Origin of the sequence: Brevundimonas vesicularis, assembly GCF_014204545.1 — a bacterium.
Taxonomy (GTDB): Bacteria; Pseudomonadota; Alphaproteobacteria; order Caulobacterales; family Caulobacteraceae; genus Brevundimonas; species Brevundimonas vesicularis_B.
Genome location: NZ_JACHLJ010000001.1, coordinates 154,174 through 176,766, shown reverse-complemented (window position 1 = coordinate 176,766; position 22,593 = coordinate 154,174). Strand labels below are relative to the sequence as shown.

The following is a 22,593-nucleotide window of genomic DNA, read 5'->3' as shown; positions in this document are numbered from 1 at the left end:
ATGCTTGTCGTCCGTCCCGCCGGCCCCGCCGATCTCGATCATCTGCTGGAACTGGCCATCCTGTCCGGCCCCGGCTTCACCAGCCTGCCTGAAGATCCCGACGCCCTGGCCGATCGGCTGGAGCTGAGCCAGGCGAGCTTCGAAGGTCGCGTGCCCTGGCAAGAGGCCTGGTACACCCTGATGCTGGAAGACGGCGACACGGGCGACATCGACGGCGTCGGCTCGGTCAAGGCGACGGTGGGGCTGAAGCGCCCCTTCTTCTCGTTCCGCGTCGTCAACAACACCGTCCAGTCGCCCTCGCTGGGGGTGAAGCTGGACCACCAGACGCTGGTTCTGGTCAATGAATGCACGGGTTGGACCGAGGTCGGTTCGCTGTTCCTGAAGGCGGATCGGAGAAAGGGCGGCGCGGGCCGTCTGCTCAGCCAGTCGCGATATATGCTGATCGGCGCCCAGCCCGAGCTGTTCGCCGACAATGTGCTGGCCGAGTTGCGCGGGGTCTTCACGCCCGACGGCGCCTGCCCGTTCTGGGACCATGTGGCGCACAAGTTCTTCCCGATGGAGTTCGACCACGCCGACCGGATGACCGGCTCGACGGATAAGCAATTCATCCTCGACCTGGCGCCACGCCACCCGATCTATACCGAGTTGCTGCCCGAACCGGCCCGCGCGGTGATCGGCAAAGTCCATCCGCAAGGCGTGCCGGCCATGGCCCTGCTGGAAAGCGAGGGCTTCCGGCCCAATGGTCTGGTCGACATCTTCGACGCCGGTCCGACCGTCGCCTGCGGCCGCGACAATATCCGGACCGTGCGCGACGCTCGGCGCCTGACGGTTCAGATCGTCGAGGGGGTTGAAGCCGAGTTGCCGGCCCTGATCTCGACCGACAGCGTCGTCGCCTTCCGCGCCGTTCGCGCCAAGGCCGACATCGATGGCGACGCCGTTCGCCTGACCGCCGAAACCGCCGCCGCGCTCAAGGTGCGCAGCGGAGACACTGTGCGAGTAAAATCATGACCCGTTTCACCTCCACCAATCCCGCCACCGAAGCGACCAACTGGGAGGGCGAGACCGCCAGCCCGCCCCAGGTTCAGGCCGCCGTCGACGCCGCCCGCACCGCCTTCCCCGCCTGGGCCGATGCGCCGCGCGCCGACCGGATCGACGCGGTGAAGCGCTATCAGGCCGTCCTGAAAGACCGCGCGCCCCAGATCGCCGAGGCCATCGCCCGCGAGACCGGCAAGCCGCTGTGGGAGACCAAAACCGAGGCCGCCGCCATGATCGGCAAGGTGGACATCTCGATCCGCGCCTATGACGAGCGCACCGGCGAACGGACCAGCGACACGGCGTTCGGCCGCGCGACCCTGCGGCACCGTCCGCACGGCGTTGCGGCGGTGCTTGGCCCGTTCAACTTCCCCGGCCATCTGCCGAACGGCCATATCGTCCCCGCCCTGCTGGCGGGCGACACGGTCGTCTTCAAGCCGTCGGAAGAGACGCCCCTGGTCGGTCAGGTGATGGCCGAAGCCTTCGCCGCCGCCGATCTGCCGACCGGCGTGGTCAATGTGGTCCAGGGCGGGCGCGAGACGGGCGCGGCCCTGCTGGACGCCGGCATCGACGCTCTGATGTTCACCGGATCAGGTGCGGCGGGCGCGCATTTCCGCAGGAAGTTCGCCGACAATCCGCATGTCATCCTGGCGCTAGAGCTGGGCGGCAACAATCCGCTGGTGGTGTGGGACGCAGCGGATGCTGAAGCCGTCGCGGGCATTGCGGTTCAGTCCGCCTTCATCACCACCGGCCAGCGCTGCTCGTGCGCGCGTCGCCTGATCGTGCCGGAAGGGCCGCAGGGCGATGCGATCATCGAAGCCATCGCCGCCCTGTCCGACCGGCTGATCTTCGGCCCGTGGGACAGCGATCCCGAACCCTATGCCGGCCCGTTGATCTCGGCGCGTGCGGCTGAGGCCGCGCTGAAGGCGTTGCAGGAACGGATCGACAGCGGGGCCAAGGTCATCCGCGCGTCGGGGCCGGTCGCCAACCTTCCGGGCGCCTTCGTCAAGCCGGCCATCATCGACGTGACCGGGATCGACGTGCCGGACGAAGAGATGTTCGCTCCCTTCCTGTCGGTGACGCGCGTGGGGTCGTTCGAGGCGGCGATCCAGGCGGCGAACGCGACCCGCTACGGCCTGTCCGCCGGTCTGGTCAGCGATGATCCGAAGAACTGGGACCACTTCATCCGCCGCATTCGCGCGGGCGTCGTCAACTTCAACCGGCCTACGACAGGCGCCGCCGGCGACATGCCGTTCGGCGGCCTGGGGGCTAGCGGCAACCACCGGCCCAGCGCCTATTACGCCGCCGACTATTGCGCCTATCCGGTCGCCAGTTTCGAGGCTGACGCCGTCGCCAACATCGAAGGCGAGATTAAGGGATTGCGATGATCAGCGCTGTCGAGGCCAACGCCGATGGTCTGATCGGGCCGACCCATTCCTACGCCGGTTTGTCGCCCGGCAATCTGGCCTCCAGCCTGAATAAGGGCGAGGCGTCCAACCCGCGCGCAGCCGTGCTTCAGGGCCTCGACAAGATGAAGACCCTGGCGGATCTGGGCCTGCCCCAGTTCGTCCTCCCGCCGCACGAGCGGCCGAACATTCCCTTCCTGCGGACCCTGGGCTTCGCCGGATCGGACGCCCAGGTCCTGGAGCGGGCCTGGCGGAGCGCGCCGTCGTTCGCCGCCGCCGCCTGTTCGGCCTCGCCGATGTGGGCCGCCAACGCCGCGACCGTGACGCCCAGCGCCGACGCCGCCGACGGCCGGGTGCACTTCACCCCGGCCAATCTGCACACCAATCTGCACCGCAGCCTGGAGCACCGGCAAACGAAGCGCGCGCTGGATGCTTTGTTTCCCGACGCCAGCCGGTTCGCCGTCCACGACGCCCTGCCCGCGGTCGCGCATCTGGCCGACGAAGGCGCCGCAAACCACGTTCGCCTGTGCGCCGAGCAGGGCGGCCGCGGCGTCAATCTGCTGGTGTGGGGTCGCGAGGCGTTCGAGCCTTGGGACGGCCCCTTCCCCGCCCGCCAGACGCGCGAAGCGTCGGAAGCCATCGTCCGCCGCCACGAAGCCGGACGGCCGGTCCTGGCCCAGCAATCCCGCGCCGCCATCGCTGGCGGCACCTTCCACAACGACGTGGTATGCGTCGGCGCGCTGGACACCTTGTTCTTCCACGAGTTGGCGTTCGAGGACACGGCCGCAACCCAGGCCGCCATCCGCCGCGCCGCCGATGGGCTGTTCGAGCCGATCTTCGTCGAGGTCTCGGCCGCCGACCTGCCGCTGGCCGATGCGATCTCGAGCTATCTGTTCAACTCCATGCTGATCCAGGTTCCGGGCAAGGATCGCCTGACCCTGATCTGTCCGACCGAGACCCGCGACAACCCGCGCAGCCATGCGGTGGCGCAAGCGTTGGCCGCCTCCAACGGTCCGATCGGCCGGGTCCGTTACGTCGATGTGCGCCAGTCGATGCGCAACGGCGGCGGACCGGCCTGCCTGCGCCTGCGTGTCGTGCTGACCGAGGCCGAGTTGGCAGCGACGAACCCAGCCATGCGCCTGACCGACGATCTGCATGCGCGGTTGTCGGATTGGGCCGGGCGCTGGTACCGCGACGAACTGCGCCCCGCCGACCTGGCCGACCCTGATCTGCTCACGGAAAGCCGCGGTGCGCTGGACGAGTTGACGGCGATCTTGGGACTAGGCGGCGACTTCTACCCCTTCCAGAGAGGCTGATCCGGCCATGACGACCGCAGCGCCCATGAGCCCCGCCCGCCGATTAAGAAATATCGTCGGCGGATCGGCCGGCAATCTGGTGGAGTGGTTCGACTGGTACGCCTATGCGGCCTTCACCCTGTATTTCGCGCCGGTCTTCTTCCCCAGCGAAGACCCGACGGCGCAACTGCTGAGCGCCGCCGCCGTCTTTGCGGTGGGCTTCTTGATGCGGCCCATCGGGGCGTGGATCATGGGGGTCTATGCTGACCGCAAAGGTCGCAAGGCGGGGTTGACCCTCTCGGTGACCCTGATGTGCACGGGTTCGCTGATCATCGGCGTGACGCCCGGCTATGCCGCCATCGGCTTGGCGGCGCCGGCGCTGCTGCTGTTCGCGCGGCTGTTGCAGGGGCTGAGCGTGGGCGGAGAATACGGTTCCAGCGCCACCTATCTGTCCGAAATGGCCGAGCCGCATCGCCGGGGCTTCTGGTCCAGCTTCCAGTACGTCACCCTCATCTCGGGTCAGTTGATCGCCCTGCTGCTGTTGATCGTGCTGCAAAATACGTTGAGCGAGACGGCGCTGGCGTCTTGGGGCTGGCGCATTCCCTTCTTCGTCGGCGCGGGCCTGGCGGTCGTCGTCTTCTGGCTGCGTCGCCGGCTGGACGAGACGCATAAGGCGACCGCGGCCAAGGACGCCCCGAAATCCAGCGCCGTGCAGTTGATCCTGAAACACCCGAAAGAGGCGTTCATGGTGCTGGGTCTGACGGCCGGCGGCACCTTGGCCTTCTACACCTACACGACCTATCTCCAGAAGTTCCTGGTCAATACGAGCGGATTTTCCAAGAACACGGCGACAGAAATCAGCGCGGCGGCCCTGTTCATCTTCATGCTGCTTCAGCCGGCGGTCGGCGCGCTTTCGGACAGGGTGGGACGGCGTCCCGTTATGATCGCTTTCGGCGTGCTGGGGGTGTTGTGCACTGTGCCGATCATGACAACCCTATCGACGGTCGAGAGCCCGTTTATCGCCTTCCTCTTGGCGCTGGCCGGGCTGGTGATCGTGTCGGGCTACACCGCGATCAATGCGGTGGTGAAGGCCGAGCTGTTTCCTGCCCACATCCGCGCCCTCGGCGTCGCGCTGCCCTACGCCATCGCCAATGCGGTGTTCGGAGGCACGGCAGAATATGTGGCGCTGTGGCTGAAGGGCGCGGGCGTCGAGAGCGTCTTCTTCTGGTACGTGACCGGGATGATCGGGCTGTCGCTGCTGACCTTCATCCGCATGCGCGACACCAAGCACAACAGCCTGATCACGCACACCTGACGGCGATCACGCCGCGAACCGCCCGCCGCGCTGGGCGTAGGCCTGGGTGCCGCGGGTGAAGACCTGGTCGGTCGGCAGAACGGTTTCGATGGCAAGGTCGTCCTTGCCTTTCAACGCCGCATAGACCGGGCCGAAGTCCTTGAGGGTCTCGTCCTTCAGAGCTTCCAGGCTGTCGATGACGAAATAGACCTGCTGGAAGTCGTCGATCCGGTACAGGGTCCGCATCACCCGCTCCAGGTCGAACCCCAGGCGGTTGGGCGACGGATCGTCCAGAGCAAAGACGCTCTCGGTCGCCGAGGAGACGATGCCGGCGCCGTAAATGCGAAGGCCGTCCGCCTCCTTCATCAGGCCAAACTCGACCGTATACCAGTACAGGCGCGCCAGGTTCGGCAGCATGCCCACGCTGGCCGCGCGCTGTCCGCCCTTGCCATAGGCCTCCATATAGGCGGCGAAATCGGGGTCGGTCAGCATCGGAACGTGGCCGAAGACGTCGTGGAAGATGTCGGGCTCTTGGAGGTAATCCAGCTGGTCCGGCTTGCGGATAAACTGACCCGAGACGAAGCGGCGGTTGGCTAGATGGTCGAAGAAGACCTCGTCCGGGACCAGGCCCGGCACGCAGACGACCGTCCAGCCGGTCAGGGCCTGAAGCTTGGGATTGATCACGTCGAAGTCGGGAATGCCGCCAGCATTCAGATCCAGCGCGTCCAGTCCACGCATGAAGGCGTCGCAGGCGCGCCCCGGCAGGATCTTCATCTGCCGGGCGTAAAGCGTGTCCCAGGTCTGGTGCTCCACCTCAGTATAGGCGGCCCAGTTCTGGGGAATGGTCCAGTCGGCGGCCGCGCCCTCGGGCGGCTTTTCGAAGACGTGTTCGAAGTCGGACATGGCGTATTCCTCTTTTGCCGCCATCCTAGCCCGGAGCCGCCACGGCTTCCAACCGTCAGTGCAGACGTTCGTCCAGCGGTGCGTGGTGGCCCATGCCGTCGGTGGTGAACCACCGCTCGGCGTCGTCGGGCAGCAGGACGGAATCGCCGTCTTCGAGAGCGCCCTCGGCGGCGTAGGCGACGAAGCCTCCATCCTCTCCCAGGGCGAAGACGCGGTAGAAGGGCTGGTCCGGTCTGACCAAGCCGCTTTCACCGGCCGGTCCCTCGTACGCGTGATCGACATCCATCACGACGCCACGAAAGGCGTCGTCGCGGTGGCGGACGATCTGGCCGATGGCGAAACGTGCGGTCTGAATGCGGGTCATCGCGCTTCATACGATTCAGCGTATGACCCCAATGCCTGCCGGTCTGTTCATCTTCCTGACAGAATGGCTTGGCGCGGACGATCTTGGCAGGTTAGGCTGATCAGGACGGGCGCCGCTTTGGACCGCCCACAACGGATGACGGCCCATGCCGGAGACCCACGGCGCGCCTCGACGGCGCGACGAGCGGTCCCAGCCTTCCCGTTCACGGGATGCGTCGGGTCGAGATGCGCCGCTGTATGGCGCGCTCGATCTGGGGACCAACAATTGCCGGCTGCTGATCGCGCGGCCGTCACGCGAAGGCTTTCGCGTGGTCGACAGCTTCAGCCGCATCGTGCGGCTGGGCGAAGGGCTGTCGCGAACGGGCCTTCTGGACCCGCGCGCCATGGACCGAGCCTATGACGCCCTGGCCCTGTGCGCCGAGCGGATCGTGCGCAAAGGCGTCGATTCGGCGCGATTGAGCGCCGTCGCCACCCAGGCCTGCCGGGCGGCCGAGAACGGCGCCGACTTCATCGACCGTGTGCGCAAGGGCACGGGCCTGCGTTTGAGGATCATCGATCCCGCCGAGGAGGCGCGGCTGGCGGTCGAGGGATGCCTGAACCTGATCGACCCCAAGGCCGAGGCGGTGCTGGTCATCGATGTCGGCGGCGGCTCGACCGAGATGTCGTGGCTGAAGCGCAGCGGGACCGACTGGACGACCACCGCCTGGATGTCGGCGCCGGTGGGGGTCGTGACCCTGGCCGAGCGGCATCCCGAGCCGCCGAACTCCGGCGAGGCCTGGTACGAGGCGATGGTCGCCGACATGGGCGCGGCCATTGCAGCGGGCGGGATCGTCGACGAACCGATGCTGGACCTGTTCCGGCAGAACCGGGCGCATCTGGTCGGCACCTCGGGTGCAATCACCAGCTTGGCGGGCATTCACTTGAACCTGCCGCGCTACAATCGCGACCGGGTCGATGGCTTGTGGATGACGCGCGCCGACTGCGAGGCGGCGGCGGATCGGCTGAAGGCGCTGGGTCCGGACGGCCGGGCGCGCGAGGCCTGCATCGGTCCCGATCGGGCGGACCTCGTTTTGGCGGGCGCCGCCATCCTGGAAGCGGTGCAGCGCGCCTGGCCGTCGGAACGGGTGCGGGTCGCGGATCGGGGCCTGCGCGAAGGCCTGCTGCTGCAAAGGATGCGCGAGGACAAGAAGCCGCCGAGGGGACGGCGTCGGCGGCGCGGTCGGGGGCGGCCGGCCCCCGCCGCCTGATCAGGCGGCGGGCGTGACGCGCACCGGCAGTTCGATATCGCAGACCGAGAAATCCGCGCCACGCGCCTGACGCGCCTGCTGCGCAAGGGTCTGGAAGGTGGCGGAGTTGGTGTTGAGGACGGCGGCCGTCGGACGTTCGGCTGCGGGCAGATCCGACGCCACGCGAACGCGGGTCATCTGATCCGGTCCCTGCACCAGACCATCCGGCGTGTCGCTGGCCTTCAGCGATCGCACGATGTCCAAACCGGACACGACGCGGCCCCAGACGGTGTAGCGCTTGTCCAGCGCCGGATAGGCCTGACGCATCAGGAAGAACTGGCTGTTGGCGGTGTCATTGCCCTCGTCACGCGCCATGCCCGCGACGCCCGGGCAATACAGAGCCCAACCGTGGACCTTTTTGTCGCTGGTGCCGGACATCAGGGCGTCGGGCTGGGTTTGAACCGGGATGGAATCGACAAAGCCGACCAGGGCGCCGACCGGGGCCGCCACGGGAGTGAAGGCCATGTCCGCGCCACGGCGGAAGGTGAACTCGGCCTTTAGGTCGGGATACCAGCTCTGCCCCTCGCCCGTGCCCAGCGGATCGCCGGTCTGGGCCATGAACCAGTCGATCACCCGGTGCCAGACCAGATTGTCGAAGAAGCCGCGCGACGCCAGCAACTTGATGCGTTCGACATGGGCGTGCGCGATCTCGGGCGCCAGTTCGACCAGAACCCGCCCCTTGTTGGTGTCGATGACCAGCAGGTTCTCGGGCGCGATGGTCCTCCATTCACCAGGCGGCGGCGGAGGCGCGGGGACGGCGGTCGCGTCTTGCGCCAGGGCGGCGCCCGCCGTCGCAGCCAGCAAAGCCGCCGCCATCGCCATCGTTCGTATCGTCATCGTCCCCTCCCCCGTTTAAGAAGCGTCAGCCGCCCGTCACCTCGGCGACCGGCTGAACATCGCAGACGCTGAAGGCGGCGCCGCGCGCGGCGCGCGTCGTGGCGATCCGTTCTGCGAAGGAGGCGCTGCCGGCGTTCAGGACGCGTACCGTCGGCCGCTCGGCTTCGGGCAGAGCCGAGGCCATGCGGACGCGGGTCATGGTGTCGGGATCGGTCACCTTGCCGTCCTCGGCGTCCGAACCCTTCTTCAGCTTGCCGACCACATCCAGGCCGGACACCACGCGACCGAAGGCGGTGTAGATACCGTCCAACTGTTCGCGCGCGCCCATCATCAGGAAGAATTGGCTGTTGGCGCTGTCGGGCGAACCCGAGCGGGCCATGCCCAGCACGCCGGGACAGAACAGGCCGTGGGCGTCGACCTTGAAGTCGGCGGTGACCATCATTTGGGCGTCGGGTTGGGTCTGGACCGGCAGATCGCCGACCAGGCCGCGCACGCCCGCGCCGACGCTGGGCACCGCGACGAAGCCGGCGTCGCGCCCACGACGGAAGCTGAACTCGGCCTTCAGGTCCGGCAACTCGCTGCCGCCCTCGCCCGTGCCCTTAGGATCGCCGGTTTGCGCCATGAAATCAGGGATGACGCGATGGAACTTCAGACCATCGTAGAAGCCTTGATTGGCCAGGGTGCGGATGCGTTCCGCATGGTTGGGCGCGGCGACGGGGATCAGTTCGACCAGCACCCGGCCCTTGGACGTATCGATAACGAGCAGGTTTTCCGGCGCAATGGCGCGCCAGTCGGACGCCGCCGGCGCCGTTTGCGCCACAGCGGGGGCCTGTGTCTGGGCTTGGGCCGCGCCAGCCGCGAGAAGAGCGGCGACGGTCGCTGCGATGATGGCCTTACGCATGGTCTTATGTACCCTAACCGTTCTTGACCTTGGCCCGCACGCGCTCGGCGATGGCGGGGCTGACGAAACTGTCGATCGCGCCGTCCAGCCGGGCGATCTCCTTGACGAGCCGCGAGGCGATCGCCTGATGGCGCGGATCGGCCATCAGGAATACGGTCTCGATGTCCTGATTGAGGCGCTGGTTCATGGCCGTCATCTGGAACTCGTATTCAAAGTCGGCGACGGCGCGCAGACCCCGGATGATGACGCTGGCGTCCAGCTCTTCGGCGAAATGCATCAGCAGGGTCGAGAAAGGCTGGACCACGATGTCGCCGCCGAGCGGCGCCATCTCGGCCTTCAGCATCTCGACCCGTTCGGCAGTCGAGAACAGCGGCCCCTTGTCGTCGTTCTGGGCCACGCCGATGACCAGTCGGTCCACCAACTTCAGCGCGCGCTTGATGATGTCGGTGTGCCCGTTCGTCACCGGGTCGAAGGTGCCCGGATAAAGTCCGATGCGCATGCGTGTCTCCCCGGCCTGTCGCGTGGCGTCAGCGTCGTTTAGCAGGTGCGAAATCAGCGGCCTAGCCGGCTGACGCCTTCGTCATCGCTTCGCCCCGCGATGAGTTGCAGAGGCTGGGCGGCCCAGGCCGCTTCGATTTTGGCGAGCAGGACTGGATCGTTGGCGAATGTGACGTCGCCGATGGCGGTGATCGGACAGACGGGCGTGGCGCTGTTGCACAGGAAAGCGCCGTCGAAGGCGCCGATCTCGTCGAGACGGATCGGCCGCGTTTCACTGGTCAGCCCCACCTGGGGCAGCCCGCGCGTAATCAAGGCCTGGGTTACGCCCGCCAGCATCGGGGCCTGGGGCCAGACGATCCGGTCGCCCTGGACAAAGCCGATGTTCCACAGTGTGCCTTCGGTGACCTGCCCTGCCCCACCGACAAATAGGGCGTCGTCGAACCCGGCGGCGCACGCGGCGCGGCGCGCGCGTATCAGGCCGAAGGTGGCGAGATGCTTCAGATGCGGCGCCTCGCGCTCATAGTGCACCGCGGTGACCCGCACGCTGCTCGCCAGCGGCGGCGGGGGCGGTGAGACCACGGTCATCACCTTGGGCCGGCCGACGTAGGTCGGGTCGCGATGACCGATGTCGGGCGAGAACAGGCTGACGCGCAGCCAGCAGGCGTCACGCCCGGCGACGACCAGCGCCATCAGACGCCGGAACTCAACCTCGCCGGGGCTTTCGCCGAACAGTTCGACGGCGGCCTGCTCCATACGGGCAAGGTGGAGATCGAGCCCACGCGTGGCGCCGTTCTCGACGCGGAAGGAGGTATAGGCGCCGTAGTTCACCAAGGCCTGATGGGCCAGGTCGTCAGGCGTGGCGGGAAGGCCGTCGATCAGAATCGTCGCGCTCAAACGAACCTCCCCTTCCCCGCTGCGCGGAGGCGGATCAGGCCTCGCCGCCGTCTTCTCCGCCGACATCCGCATCATCCGCCCCGCCGCTTTCCGGCAGGCGTTCGACCGAGACGACCTTTTCGTCCTTGCCGGTGCGGAAGATGGTGACGCCCTGGCTGGAGCGGCCGACGATGCGGACCTGATCGATGCGCGTGCGGATCATCTGACCGCCCGAGGTGACCAGCAGAAGGTCGTCCGTCTCCTCGACCGGGAAGGCCGCCGCCAGACGCGTGCCGGCGCGACCGCCCAGCCCGTGGGCCGTCAGACCCTGGCCGCCACGACCCGTACGGCGATACTCGTAGGCCGAGGATCGCTTGCCGAAGCCGGTCTCAGTGACCGTCAGGATGAACTGTTCGGCGGCGCCCAGTTCGGCGATCCGCTCCACGGTCAGAGCCGCATCCGCGACTTCCTCTTCAGCCTCGACCGGAGCCGCGGCATCCTCTTCCGCATCCGCACCCGCCAGGGCCTTGCGCATGGCGTTGGCGTGTTTGACGTAGGCGGCGCGTTCCTCCGGCGTGGCGTCGACGCGGCCCAGGATGGCCATGGAGATGACCTCGTCGCCGTCCTGCAGGCGCACGCCCCGGACGCCGGTCGAATCCCGTCCCTTGAAGACGCGCACGTCATCGGCCTTGAACCGGATCGCGCGGCCCAGCGCCGTGGTCAGCAGCACGTCGTCGTCGGCCGTGCACAGGCCGACGCCGACCATGCGGTCAGAGCCTTCCAGCTTCATGGCGATCTTGCCTGCGCGGTTTACCGTGGCGAAGTCCGACAGCTTGTTGCGCCGCACGTCGCCCGAGCTGGTGGCGAACATGATGTCGTAGTCGCCCCAGGTCGTTTCGTCCTCGGGCAGGGGCAGGACATTCATGATGCTGTCGCCCGGCTCGATGGGCAGCAGATTGACGAAGGCCTTGCCGCGCGACTGTGGATTGCCCAGCGGCAGACGCCAGGTCTTCAGCTTGTAGGCCTTGCCGTTCGTGGCGAAGAACAGGACCGGCGTGTGGGTCGAGGCGCTGAACACGCCGGTGATGGCGTCCTCGTCCTTCATCGACATGCCGCTGCGGCCCTTGCCGCCGCGATGCTGGGTCCGATAGGCGTTCAGCGCCACACGCTTGACGTAGCCGCCGTGGGTGACGGTGACGACCATGTCCTCGCGCGGGATCAGGTCTTCATCCTCCATCTCCCCGTCGCCTTCCCCGATCAAGGTGCGGCGCGGAACGGCGAACCGATCCTTCACGTCGATCAGATCGTCGCGGATAATGGCCAGGACGTTCTTGCGGTCCGACAGGATGGTCAGGTGGCCCTGAATGGTGTCGGCCAGGCCATGCGCCTCGCCGAAGATGTCGTCGCGGCCCAGGCCGGTCAGACGCGACAGGGTCAGGGCCAGGATGGCGCGGGCCTGTTCGTCGGTCAGACGGATCTTGTCGCCCTCGACGATGACGGTGCGCGGATCGGCGATCAGTTCGACCAGGGCCATCATGTCGCCGACGGGCCAGGCCTTGGCCTGCAGACGCTCGCGCGCCTCGGTCGGATCGGCCGACGAGCGGATGATGTGGATCACCTCGTCGATATTGGCGACGGCGACGGCCAGACCGACCAGGACGTGGCCGCGATCACGGGCCTTGTTCAGCTCGAACTTGACGCGGCGGACGACGACTTCCTCGCGGAAATCGAGGAAGATCTGCAGCAGCTGACGCAGGCCCATCTGCTCGGGCCGGCCGTGGTTCAGCGCCAGCATGTTGACGCCGAACGAGCTCTGCATGGCGGTATAGCGCCACAGCTGGTTCAGGATCACGTCGCCGGACGCGTCGCGCTTCAGCTCGATCACGATCCGCATGCCCTGACGATCGGATTCGTCGCGAACGTCAGAAATGCCTTCCAGCCGCTTTTCGCGCACCATTTCGGCGATGCGCTCGATCAGGGTCTGTTTGTTGACCTGATAGGGCAGTTCGGTGACGACGATGGCCTCGCGGTCCTTGCGGATTTCCTCCACCGAGGCGCGGCCGCGCACGACGACCGAGCCGCGACCGTCGCGCAGGGCGTTGCGCGGCGCGGTGCGGCCCATGATCTCGCCGCCGGTCGGGAAGTCCGGACCGGGCACGATGTCCAGCAAGGCGTCGTCGGTGACGTTCGGATCATCCAGCAGGGCCAGGGCCGCATCGACGACCTCGCCCAGATTGTGCGGCGGAATGTTGGTCGCCATGCCGACGGCGATGCCGCCCGCGCCGTTGACCAGCAGATTGGGAATCCGGCTCGGCAGAACGACCGGCTCCAGCTCCTTCTCGTCGTAGTTCGGCTGGAAATCGACCGTGTCCTTGTCGATGTCGGCCATCAGGGCGACGGCGGCCGGGGCCATCCGGGCTTCGGTGTAACGCATCGAGGCGGGCATATCGCCGTCGACCGAACCGAAGTTGCCTTGGCCGTCGACCAGCATCAGCCCCATCGAGAAGGGCTGCGCCATCCGCACCAAGGCCATATAGACCGAGGCGTCGCCGTGGGGGTGGAACCGGCCCAGCACGTCACCGACGACGCGGGCGCATTTCGAATAGCTGCGCTCGGGCGTCATGTTCAGGTCGTGCATCGAATACAGGATGCGACGGTGAACCGGTTTCAGCCCGTCCCGGGCGTCGGGAAGCGCGCGCGAGACGATCACGCTCATGGCGTAGTCGAGGTACGAACGCTTCAGTTCGTCCTCGATCGTGATCGTGGAAATGTCGGAGCCGCCGCCTCCCGGAACGATCGGAGATGCGGCGTTTTCGTAGCTGTCGTCGGTCAATGAAGCGTGGCTTTATGCGGCCGGAATCGGAACGTGATCCGCTGTGACGATTTCTAGCATTCCAGGGCCTCGGTGGCAAAGCGACGTCGCCGTGAAAGCCCGTCTCTGAAAGGACTTTCGACATGCGCGCCCCTCGCCTCGCCGCCGCCCTTCTCCTCGCCTCCCCCTTGGCCCTGACCACCGCCTGCGCTGCGACCGGAAACGCGCCCCAGGCGGCCGTCGAACGCGCGCCCGTCGGCGCGACGGGACAAGCCGTTCTGATCAACGCCTCCGGCGCCAACATCGGCCGCGTCGACCTGCGTCAGGGGCCGACCGGCCTGCTGATGAAGATCGAAGCCTCGGGCCTGACGCCCGGCTGGCACGGCATCCACATCCATGCGACCGGCGAATGCGCCGCCCCCTTCACCTCGTCCGGCGCCCACATCAACCACGGCGAGCCCAAGGCTCCGCACGGCCTGCTGAACGCCGCCGGGCCGGACGACGGCGACCTGCCCAACGTCTGGGCCGGTGCGGACGGCAAGGTGAACGCCGAACTGTTCACGACCCGCGCCCGGATCTCGTCCGAAGGCCCCGGCCAATGGCTGTGGGACGCCGACGGCTCGGCCATCATCATCCATGCCAACCCCGACGACCATTCGACCCAGCCCATCGGCGGCGCCGGCGACCGAGTGGCCTGCGCGGCGCTCAGCGCAAGCTAAGCCTTTCTAAGATACGGACGATGACCCGCTGGACAGCGTTCAGCGGGTCTCTTTTTGTGCGATCAGACGGCGGATCAGTTCGGTCTGCTCCTCCTGCCGGGCGGTCATATGTTCGACCTTTTCCAGCAGGGCCATGATCTCAATCTCGGCCTTCAGATTGACCTGATAGTCATTGCCCGCGTCCAGCCGATCCTTTGACGCCTGGCGGTTCTGGCTCATCATGATGACCGGCGCCTGAATCGCCGCCAGCATCGACAGGACCAGGTTCAGGAAGATGAAGGGATAGGGGTCGAAGGCTTCCTTACGCAGCAGCAGGTTCAGCCCGGTCCAGATCGCCAGGAAGACGCCGAACGCGATGATGAAGGGCCATGAACCGCCGAAGGCCGCAACCCGATCGGCCAGCCGCTCGCCGAAGGTCTGACGGTCGTCAAAGGTCTCGTTGATGTCTTCGGACACAGGGCGACGATCGGCGGCGCTCTGAACGACCACGGCTTCGTTCGCCGCAAGATCGTGCTTCGCCTTGCCCAGCCAGCGGCGGGAGACGTGGTCGGCGTCGAGGGGGGCGTGGTGCATGGCGGGCTCCTGAAACGATCAGGAGCAGATCAAGCCTTGGCGGCGCCGGCGCGCAAGCCCCGTTCGGCCAGGGCCACAAGGGCCACCCCGCCCATGGTGATGGCCGATCCCGTCAGAATCTGCGGCGTCAGGATGTCGCCCATAAAGCTCCAGCCGATGAACATCGACACCACCGGCGTGACGAGCAGATAGGGCGTTACCCGGCCCGCCTCGCGCCGCTGGACCAACCAAAATAGCAGGGTGGTCGCCAGCACGGACGACACCACGCCCGCCCACAGCAACGAGGCCCAGACCATGGGCGTGGCGCGCTTCACCGCCTCCCACTGGCCATGCTCGAACACCGCCGAGCCGAAGGCCATGACCGGAAAGGCGCCCAGCGCCAGCAGACCCTGCATCTTCAGCGGGGGGATGGAGGTGGTGCGGCGCGCGACCACCGTGGTCACGCCCCAGGCGGCGCCCGCCGCGATGGCGACCACAATGGCCTTCCAGTCCTGCAGCGCATGAGCGTCCAGCGTCATCCAGGCCACGCCGACGAAGGCCACGCCCATACCGACCAAGGCCGCCTTGGACAGACGCTCGCCCAGAATCAGGAAGGCGAACAGGGTGGTGAAGGGGATCCAAAGCTGGTTGGCCACGGTCACCGGGCTGACGTCTGTCGCCAGCCAGTAGGCCGTGTAGGCCAGACCATACTGGATCGGCCCGCCGATGATGACGATCAGCATCAGGCTCTTCCAGTCCGGGAACGGCGGCCGAACGAAGGCGATCAGACAGGCGGTGGCGATGCCGAACCGGATGGCGCCGACCAGCAGCGGCGACAACTCCTGCGTCGCCAGCTTGGCCCCGGCGTTGTTGACGCCCCACACCACGATAATCGCCACGATGGCGGCGATCTCCAGCCCGGTGAGAGCGTGAGGCCTCTTGGGCAGGTGCGCCGGCGCAGGCGCAACTTCGGAACGGACGTCGGTCATGACCGCCCTATGGCACGGCGCGCCCGCCGCGTCGGCTCACTTTGGATGACCTCAGGTTTCCGCTCAGAAATCCGGCTTGGCGACCGCTGGCAACGATCGCCAAGTCAGGCACTCAGTCTTAGAACGGGATGTCGTCGTTCAGATCGTAGCTTTCCTTGGGGCCGCTCGGCTTGTTGGCGCCGCCGGTGGAGAAGCCCGAGGAATAGTCGTCATCGCCACGACCGCCGCCGCCGCCGTAACCACCGCCCGACGAGCCGCCTTCCGAACGGCCGCCCAGCATGGTCAGCTCACCCTTGAAGCGGCTGACGACGATCTCGGTCGAATATTTCTCGACGCCCTGCTGGTCGGTCCATTTGCGGGTCTGGAGCGCGCCCTCGATGTAGACGGTCGAGCCCTTCTTCACATAGTTCTCGACGACCTTGACGATGTTGTCGTTGAAGATGACGACCCGGTGCCATTCGGTCTTTTCCTTGCGCTCGCCCGAGGACTTGTCGCGCCAGGTTTCCGAGGTGGCGATGGACAGGTTGGCGATGCGGTCGCCGTTGGGCATGGAGCGGATCTCGGGATCGCGACCCAGATTGCCGACCAGAATGACCTTGTTGACGCTGCCCGCCATTGAAACTTCCTTTTCGTGTGAGGCGGCGACGACTTCGCCCGCCCCGTCAATTCAGTCCGATGTCTGACCGCAGCAGCACGTTACCGCCAGCCGCTTTTGACATCCGACCCGCCAAAACGGTGGATCATTAACGAAATGTTCCACCTTTGTTCTTTTCGCGCAAGCCCTACTTGGCGGCAGGGTCGGCGGCGATGGCGATGGGACGACCCGTCTCGTCGCGCTGGATGGCGCCGGGGATGGCCAGACGACCGTCGCCTGTGCGGGCCATGGCGAAGAAGCGGCTGCCGGTCAGGCTCTTGCCGATCTTGACCCCTTCGCGGTCGACGAAGATGAACCGCCCTTGATAGGCGCCGGCGATTTCCTGGTTCGAACCGCCCATGCGCAGGAAGCGAAGGCGCATCTCTTCCAACCGCGCGGCGCATTGTTCGAGCTGGGGCTGGTTGTCGGCGATTTTCTGCAGGCGCGGCGGCGCATTGTCCGGCGTCGCCACGAAGTAGCAGGCCCCTTCGGCGAACTCATATTTGGGTTCGTTGGAGCAGGCGCCCAGCAGAGCGGTCCCGGCGATGGCGGCGAGGGCGACGAAACGCATCAGTTCATTCCCGTGAATTGGCAGTTGCGATCCTGTTCGGCCAGGGTCCGGAAACGGTTGTTGTCATTGGACTGTTCCACCCGACGCGGCACCAGACGCAGGGTCGTATCGCCCCAGCGGCCGTATTGGGCGTCGCCCGGCCCGACGCAGGTTCCGGCGTAAAGCGCCTGAACGCAGGCGTTCAGGCTCATGTTCGGCGACAGAGTGCGCCAGTCTGAGCCGGTATGACGCAGGCAGGGGCTGCCGCTGGCCACGGGCGTGGGACGCGGCGCAGGCGGCTGTTCGACGGAGGCCGGCGGCGGGGTCTGGGCCATCTCCACTGCGGGAAGTTCGGGCGGCGGGGCGAAGGCGGCGGTCGGGGCGGCGGCCAAGGCGCCCGTGGCGTCCAGCCCGACGTCCAGCGCGTCCGTCGCCAGGCCATTGCGCTGGGCGCAGAGCGCCAGGGTCGCCATGCCGACGAACTGACCATCGACGAAGCAGCGCAGTTCCCGTGTCGGCTCCAGCGTGGGCGCCTCGGCGAGGTTGACCACCAGCCCGCCCTTGGACGCCGGCGGCGCTTCGGTCGTCTTGTCGCCGCCGCCCGTGAAGATCAGGGCGAGCACGACGGCGATGACGATCGCCACGCCGGCGCCGACCAACAGGATGACGCGGTTGTCTTTCGGAAGGGCCATGAACGGGCTTTCGCGGATGAGGAGGTCAATAACTCCGACCCGGCCTCGGGCGTCAACCGCCTTGACCCGTCACGACCCCTATCAGGCCGTCAGGCGGCTGAGCGCGGCCTGATAGTTCGCCAGTTGCGTCTGCTGATAGGCGGTCGAGGAGCCGTTGCCGGTCTGGGTGTTGGTTATGCCGCCAGTCGAGGGCGCGAGGGAGCGGTAGGAGGACCGGACCGCCGTCATCGCCTGGGCCAGCGATTCGATCGCCGCCTTGATCGCGGCGGGATCGTTCAGGCTCAGCTTGTTCGACAGGTTCAGCCCATAGGTCTTGATCGCGTCCTTGTCCGGCTTCACCGGACCGACGAAGCCAGGCGTCAGGCCCAGCGCGCCCAGGGCGTCCTTGCCGATCGCTCCGGCGGAGATGACCGCGCCGTCCTTATTGGCCGCCGTCTTGATTTCCAGGCGCTGGACGATGGGTTTGGCCTTCAGGTCGGTGATGACCTTGGCTTCCAACTGGCGGCCAGAGGCGGCGTTGATCTTCTTGGCCAGGCTTTCCAGCGTGTCCCTGGCGTCGATGGTCACGCTGACGGCGCGGCCGCCGGCCGCAGGGCTGATCGAAAACTGATCGCCGGCGCGGGATGAGGTGGCGACGGTTAGCAGCTTGGAATCCGCCTGCATGATCTGGCCCTGGGGCAGGCCGAGGCGGTCTAGCACGCTGGCCCCGCCCGCTGCGATGCTCAAGCTGGTCGGCTTGGCCTGATCGCCGTCCGCGCGCCAGGTTCGGTTCGATTGGACCTGGCCTGTGGCCAGATCGATCTGGGCCAGATAGCCGGACGTGGGGTCGTCCTTGCCGGCGCCTTCCGCCCGGTTGGTGCCGGTGATCCAGACTTTGCCGTCCTTGATGGCGACGTCGGCGGCGGTGTCCGCGCCCGCCCCGCCGAAATAGGTCATCCGATCGCTGGCCGAGGCCTGAAGGTCGGTCGACAAGGTGGCGATGAAGACGTCGCTGCCGCCGGCATGGGCGTTGGTCACCGTGGCGACATCGAGGGCGGTGTTTTCGGTATGACCGGTCACAACCACCTTGCCGTTCTCGACCGATATGCCGGCGATCGCGCCGCTGGCGTAGCCAAGGTCACGCGTCGAGGCCAGGCTCGGTACGCCGTCGGCGTCCAGGGTGAAGCGGCGCACGACCGCCTTCCCGTTCTCGACGCCGGCCGTGTAGAGGTCGTTTCCTGACACCGTCATGGCCTGAACGGAATCGTCGCCGCTGGTGCCGAACTGCACGGTCGCGACGTTCACGCCCACGTCCGGGCCGTTGATCTTTATCGGCTTTTCCTGGAAAGCCTGAAGATAGGAATCCCAGCCGCCCAGGGCCGCATTGCCCGGCATGGCCGATTTCGAGCGACCGGCGACATAGACCATGCCGTCGGCGCCGAAGCGAACTTCGGTCGCCTCATCGGCCGCCTTGGCCCCGCGACGCTGGGTCCACAGTTCCTGGCCTGAACTGTCGAAGACAGAGACGAAACTGTCGGCCACGGACGCGTTGTCGCCGCTCTTGCCAGGTTCCAGCGCCCCGGTCACCGATCCGGCCAGGGCGACCCGGCCTTCATCGTCGATGGCGAGGGAGAAGCCGTTGGCGCTGGAGGCGGCGCCGAGCAGCTTGGTCTGCATCAGATTGCCGGCGGAGTCATATTTCATCAGGGCGACATCGCGCGCGCCCTTGATCGGTTGACTGGCGTCGCCCGCCGTCAGTTCGGCGACGACCCAGACGGAACCATCGGGCGCCACGGCGCTGGCCTTAACCGCGGCGACCCCGTCGGGCAGGTTGGCGTGCCCCACCCTGCCCTCGACCCAGAACGGATCGTCCACGCCCTGCTGAGCGGCCGGCGCCGCGCCGCCGTCGGCCTGGAACTTCAGCAGTTGGCCCGCCGTGCCGGTCTTGCCGACCCCTTGCGTCACATAGACGGCGTCGGAGGTGTCGACGGCCTGAAAGCTGATAGCTTCGCCGGTCCCGCCATTGAACCTCAACGCCCACTGATCCGGTCCGGCCGGCAGGGTGATGGTCTTGGTCCCGCTCTTGACCGTCTTCGGCTCGGCGGGAATCAACTGAGCGCTGATGCGTGTCGCGACGCCCACGTCCTCCAGCTTGCCGTTCATATAGGCGGTGACATTGGCCAACGACCGATCGGTCGCACCCATCTCGGACAGGTCCATGGCGATCGCCTGCTCCCCGGCCGCCGTCTTGACGGTCACGGAGAACTTCACGTCGCCCTCGAACGCCTTGACCGAGGCGGTGGGGTCGCCGTCGTGGATGGGGGCGGTGACGAAACTGGTCGGCGCCCGTTCCAGCGCATAGGTGCTCTTGACCGAAGTCTGGGCCACGCCCTGCACCAACCGCATGTCTTCGAAACTGGCGGTGCTCAGATAGGTCGACAATTCGGCCAGGCCTTCGCCGAAGCGCTTGGACACCAGGGCCGCTTCCGACGCGCTCAGCCCTTTGACGCCAGCACGGTCGGCCAAGGCGCCCAGCGTGTTCAGGCCCTGATACAGGGCGAACATCTTGCGGTAGTCGGTGGAGGCGCCAGCCAGATCCAGGCTGACATTGCCCTCGTCGATCAGGCGACGGCCGCCCAAGGCCGCACGAACCAGGTCGCTGGCCTTCGCCGGTGTCGCCGTGGACGACCAGGGGGCCGTCGGTTGGGTCTTCTTGGCTTTAACAGCCGCGCTGGCGGTCGAGGTGGCGCCAGACGACGACGTCCCCGTCGTCGTTCCGAAAAGACCCAGCAGATAGCTGTTGTTGATCATTCAGACGGCTCCGACCCTATCGTGCGACGGGCGTCGATAAGGAACCGTTAAGCTGTCGGATCAGCCCTTGAACAGCGACAGGATCACCTGCGGCGCCTGGTTGGCGATCGACAGGGCCTGAACACCGAGCTGCTGCTGGACCTGCAGGGCCTGAAGGCGAGCGCTTTCCTTGGCCAGGTCTGCATCCACCAGATTGCCGATGCCGGCTTCCAGCGCGTCCGACAGCTTGCCGACATAGGTGGTGTGGCGCTCGATCTGCTTGGACTGAGCGCCCAGTTCGGCCAGACGCGCACTGCTGGTGGCGATGGCGGCGTTAACGGCGGCAAGGGCCGTCGTGGCGTTGGCCTGGCTGGTCAGTGTCGTGCCGGTCAGCGACAGACCGGCGACGGTCAGGTCCTGACGATCCAGCGCGATGGTTTCTGCGCCGTCGGCGCTGGCCAGGAAGTTCAGTGTCGTCGTCGCCGAACCGTCCAGGATGTTGGCGCCGTCGAAGATGGCGTTGTTGGCGAACGAGTCGATTGAGCTCAACAGCGCCTGGAACTCATCGTTGTAGGAGGTGCGTGTGGCGGTGCTGGCGCTCGGGTCCGCCGCTGCGGTCGCCTTCTGCTTCAACTCCAGAAGAATGTCCGAGATCTGCTCGCCGGCCGCCAGCGACACGTCGGCGATGGACGTCGCGCGGTTCAGGCTGGTGGTGACGGCTTCGAGCGATCCCCGGTCGGCGCGCTGACCTTGCGCCACCGCCCAGACCGCGGCGTTGTCGCGCGCCCCCTGAACCTTCAGCCCCGTGTTCACCCGGCTCTGCGTCGCCGCCAACTGGTCGTTGGTGCGATTTAGATTCTGCAGGGCGATCATCGCCGAGGTGTTGGTGTGGATGCTGGTGGTCATGGCTTCAAGCCCCCGGACGTTCTGTGGGCTACAGGATTAACCATGAGTCGTAATCACATGGTTAATGCGTCGGAAACCATGATTGCGCCGCCCGGCAAGCCGGCGGCGTCAAAGAGTTGGAGCCCTTGCCTGTGGTCAGACGGCGGTATTGACCAGACGGCCTCCGCGATAGGTTGGGTCGCTGTTCAGCTTCTCGACGTCCTCGCGCGGCAACTGGCGGATCACCTCCCCTGTCACCCGGTCCCGGACCTTGTAAACGAAGCGGTTGTCACCCATGGCCTCGATGGTCAGTCGAAAGCGGCTGGCGTCGTGGTTGTCGTTTTTGGCCGCCGGCGCCGGCGTCGTAGGCTGTACGGCGACCGGCAGGACGGGACTAATCTGGGGTACGCTTACTGATCTCGCGACATTGTCTGTCATGGCTCCACACGCAGGTCGTCCCGCGCCCTCTAGAGAAACGAACGATCAGCCGGAGCGGTCGCGAAACCGCTCCGGCCGCGCGTCTTATCGGAACAGGCCCAGCAGGATCGAGCTGCCCTGGTTGGCGATCGACAACGCCTGCACGCCCAGCTGCTGCTTGGTTTGCAGGGCGGTCAGCTTGGCGCTTTCCTTGGCCAGATCGGCGTCCACCAGATTGCCCACGCCGGCTTCAAGAGCGTCTTGAAGCTTGTTGACGAAGGTGATCTGACGGCCCAGCGACTTGGACTGGGTGCCCAGCGTCGCCAGGGCGGTCGTCGTCGCCGCGATGGCGGCATCGACGTTCGCCGTGGTGGCGTTGGTGGCCGTGATGCTGCCGGTGTTGACGGCGGTGATCGCCGCGTTCGAACCCAGAGTCGTCAGGCTGTTCACGCCATCGAAGGTCGCGCCGGAGATCGCGGAGGCGACTTCCAAACCCAGAGCGTTGTAGTCGGCCAGATAGGCCGTCTGCGCCGCGCCGGTCGATGAGGCGATGTTGACGGCGAGCGACTTCATCTCTTCCAGAGCGGAAGTGACGGAATCGCCGGCGGCCAGAGCCACGTCGGTGATCGACTGGGTGCGTTGCAGGCCGGCGCGAACGGCGTCCTGCGAGGTGGCGTTGGCGCGTTGCGACGTGGCGATCGCGAAGATCGCACCGTTGTCCTTCGCCGACGACACCTTCATCCCGGTGCTGATCCGGTTTTGGGTCGTGTCCAGCTGTTGGCTGGTCTTGTTCAGGCTCTGCAGAGCGACTGCGGCGCCGTAGTTCGTATTGATGCTGGGCATTTCTAGCCCTCCTTTTCACTTCGTGAGAGCCCCGGCGTTTTGC

22 protein-coding genes are annotated in these 22,593 nt (G+C 66.7%); 6 read left to right on the top strand and 16 right to left on the bottom strand.

Features of this window, described 5'->3' with window-relative positions:
- Genes HNP47_RS00860 through HNP47_RS00845 form a run of 4 tightly spaced genes read left to right on the top strand, consistent with a single transcriptional unit; the run spans position 1 to position 5,048 of the window.
- Entirely contained in the window at positions 1–1,008 is a 1,008-nt protein-coding gene (locus tag HNP47_RS00860) for an arginine N-succinyltransferase (RefSeq protein WP_184277606.1), read from the top strand.
- Positions 1,005–2,420, top strand: a complete 1,416-nt coding sequence (gene astD / locus HNP47_RS00855) for a succinylglutamate-semialdehyde dehydrogenase (protein ID WP_184277604.1) — start codon at positions 1,005–1,007, stop codon at positions 2,418–2,420. The genes HNP47_RS00860 and astD overlap by 4 nt, the downstream gene beginning before the upstream one ends.
- Complete coding sequence (gene astB / locus HNP47_RS00850) at positions 2,417–3,754, top strand: N-succinylarginine dihydrolase (protein WP_184277602.1); 1,338 nt, start codon at positions 2,417–2,419, stop codon at positions 3,752–3,754. Before astD ends, astB begins: the two co-directional genes overlap by 4 nt.
- Before the next feature lie 7 nt (positions 3,755–3,761).
- Positions 3,762–5,048 (top strand): MFS transporter, encoded by a 1,287-nt coding sequence (locus HNP47_RS00845; RefSeq protein WP_184277600.1) that lies wholly within the window; start codon positions 3,762–3,764, stop codon positions 5,046–5,048.
- 6 nt (positions 5,049–5,054) lie between these two features.
- Here the strand turns inward: HNP47_RS00845 and phhA are convergent, their stop codons facing one another.
- Both phhA and hspQ read right to left on the bottom strand, forming a co-directional pair.
- Positions 5,055–5,930 (bottom strand): phenylalanine 4-monooxygenase, encoded by an 876-nt coding sequence (gene phhA / locus HNP47_RS00840; protein WP_184277598.1) that lies wholly within the window; start codon positions 5,928–5,930, stop codon positions 5,055–5,057.
- A gap of 55 nt (positions 5,931–5,985) precedes the next feature.
- A complete protein-coding gene (gene hspQ / locus HNP47_RS00835; RefSeq protein ID WP_017504111.1) occupies positions 5,986–6,294 on the bottom strand; it encodes a heat shock protein HspQ in 309 nt (102 codons plus the stop codon).
- Positions 6,295–6,439: 145 nt separating this feature from the next.
- On the opposite strand from hspQ, the gene HNP47_RS00830 reads away from it, so the two are divergent.
- Positions 6,440–7,540, top strand: a complete 1,101-nt coding sequence (locus tag HNP47_RS00830; protein WP_184277596.1) for a Ppx/GppA phosphatase family protein — start codon at positions 6,440–6,442, stop codon at positions 7,538–7,540.
- Here HNP47_RS00830 and HNP47_RS00825 read toward each other — a convergent pair whose 3' ends face one another.
- Genes HNP47_RS00825 through gyrA form a run of 5 tightly spaced genes read right to left on the bottom strand, consistent with a single transcriptional unit; the run spans position 7,541 to position 13,521 of the window.
- Positions 7,541–8,416, bottom strand: coding sequence for a peptidylprolyl isomerase (locus HNP47_RS00825; protein ID WP_221414876.1), 876 nt, complete (start codon positions 8,414–8,416; stop codon positions 7,541–7,543).
- Positions 8,417–8,441: 25 nt separating this feature from the next.
- On the bottom strand, positions 8,442–9,317 hold the full coding sequence (locus tag HNP47_RS00820) for a peptidylprolyl isomerase (protein ID WP_184277593.1): 876 nt from the start codon (positions 9,315–9,317) through the stop codon (positions 8,442–8,444).
- A gap of 13 nt (positions 9,318–9,330) precedes the next feature.
- Positions 9,331–9,816, bottom strand: a complete 486-nt coding sequence (gene coaD / locus HNP47_RS00815; protein WP_017504115.1) for a pantetheine-phosphate adenylyltransferase — start codon at positions 9,814–9,816, stop codon at positions 9,331–9,333.
- Positions 9,817–9,869: 53 nt separating this feature from the next.
- Complete coding sequence (locus tag HNP47_RS00810) at positions 9,870–10,709, bottom strand: aminotransferase class IV (protein ID WP_184277590.1); 840 nt, start codon at positions 10,707–10,709, stop codon at positions 9,870–9,872.
- 34 nt (positions 10,710–10,743) lie between these two features.
- A complete protein-coding gene (gene gyrA, locus HNP47_RS00805; protein WP_184277588.1) occupies positions 10,744–13,521 on the bottom strand; it encodes a DNA gyrase subunit A in 2,778 nt (925 codons plus the stop codon).
- A 122-nt stretch (positions 13,522–13,643) separates the two neighbouring features.
- On the opposite strand from gyrA, the gene HNP47_RS00800 reads away from it, so the two are divergent.
- Positions 13,644–14,219, top strand: a complete 576-nt coding sequence (locus HNP47_RS00800) for a superoxide dismutase family protein (RefSeq protein WP_184277586.1) — start codon at positions 13,644–13,646, stop codon at positions 14,217–14,219.
- A 39-nt stretch (positions 14,220–14,258) separates the two neighbouring features.
- Here HNP47_RS00800 and HNP47_RS00795 read toward each other — a convergent pair whose 3' ends face one another.
- The 9 genes from HNP47_RS00795 to HNP47_RS00755 all read right to left on the bottom strand — a co-directional run bounded on the left by HNP47_RS00795 (position 14,259) and on the right by HNP47_RS00755 (position 22,550).
- The gene (locus HNP47_RS00795) at positions 14,259–14,792 is read right to left on the bottom strand and encodes a DUF1003 domain-containing protein (protein WP_184277585.1); all 534 of its coding nucleotides are present in this window, start codon (positions 14,790–14,792) and stop codon (positions 14,259–14,261) included.
- Between the two features lie 29 nt (positions 14,793–14,821).
- On the bottom strand, positions 14,822–15,760 hold the full coding sequence (locus tag HNP47_RS00790) for a DMT family transporter (protein ID WP_184277583.1): 939 nt from the start codon (positions 15,758–15,760) through the stop codon (positions 14,822–14,824).
- A gap of 118 nt (positions 15,761–15,878) precedes the next feature.
- Entirely contained in the window at positions 15,879–16,376 is a 498-nt protein-coding gene (gene ssb, locus HNP47_RS00785) for a single-stranded DNA-binding protein (RefSeq protein ID WP_017504124.1), read from the bottom strand.
- A 166-nt stretch (positions 16,377–16,542) separates the two neighbouring features.
- Complete coding sequence (locus tag HNP47_RS00780) at positions 16,543–16,965, bottom strand: hypothetical protein (protein ID WP_184277581.1); 423 nt, start codon at positions 16,963–16,965, stop codon at positions 16,543–16,545.
- Positions 16,965–17,636 carry a hypothetical protein gene (locus HNP47_RS00775; protein WP_184277579.1) on the bottom strand — a complete coding sequence of 224 codons (672 nt, stop codon included), beginning with the start codon at positions 17,634–17,636 and terminating at the stop codon, positions 16,965–16,967. The genes HNP47_RS00780 and HNP47_RS00775 overlap by 1 nt, the downstream gene beginning before the upstream one ends.
- An 81-nt stretch (positions 17,637–17,717) precedes the next feature.
- Positions 17,718–20,426, bottom strand: coding sequence for a transcriptional regulator (locus tag HNP47_RS00770; protein WP_184277577.1), 2,709 nt, complete (start codon positions 20,424–20,426; stop codon positions 17,718–17,720).
- Positions 20,427–20,486: 60 nt separating this feature from the next.
- Positions 20,487–21,311: a flagellin gene (locus HNP47_RS00765; RefSeq protein ID WP_184277575.1), complete on the bottom strand. Its 825-nt coding sequence runs from the start codon at positions 21,309–21,311 to the stop codon at positions 20,487–20,489.
- Between the two features lie 135 nt (positions 21,312–21,446).
- The gene (locus HNP47_RS00760) at positions 21,447–21,728 is read right to left on the bottom strand and encodes a hypothetical protein (protein WP_184279156.1); all 282 of its coding nucleotides are present in this window, start codon (positions 21,726–21,728) and stop codon (positions 21,447–21,449) included.
- Between the two features lie 84 nt (positions 21,729–21,812).
- Entirely contained in the window at positions 21,813–22,550 is a 738-nt protein-coding gene (locus HNP47_RS00755) for a flagellin (protein ID WP_184277573.1), read from the bottom strand.
- Positions 22,551–22,593: the final 43 nt, after the last annotated feature.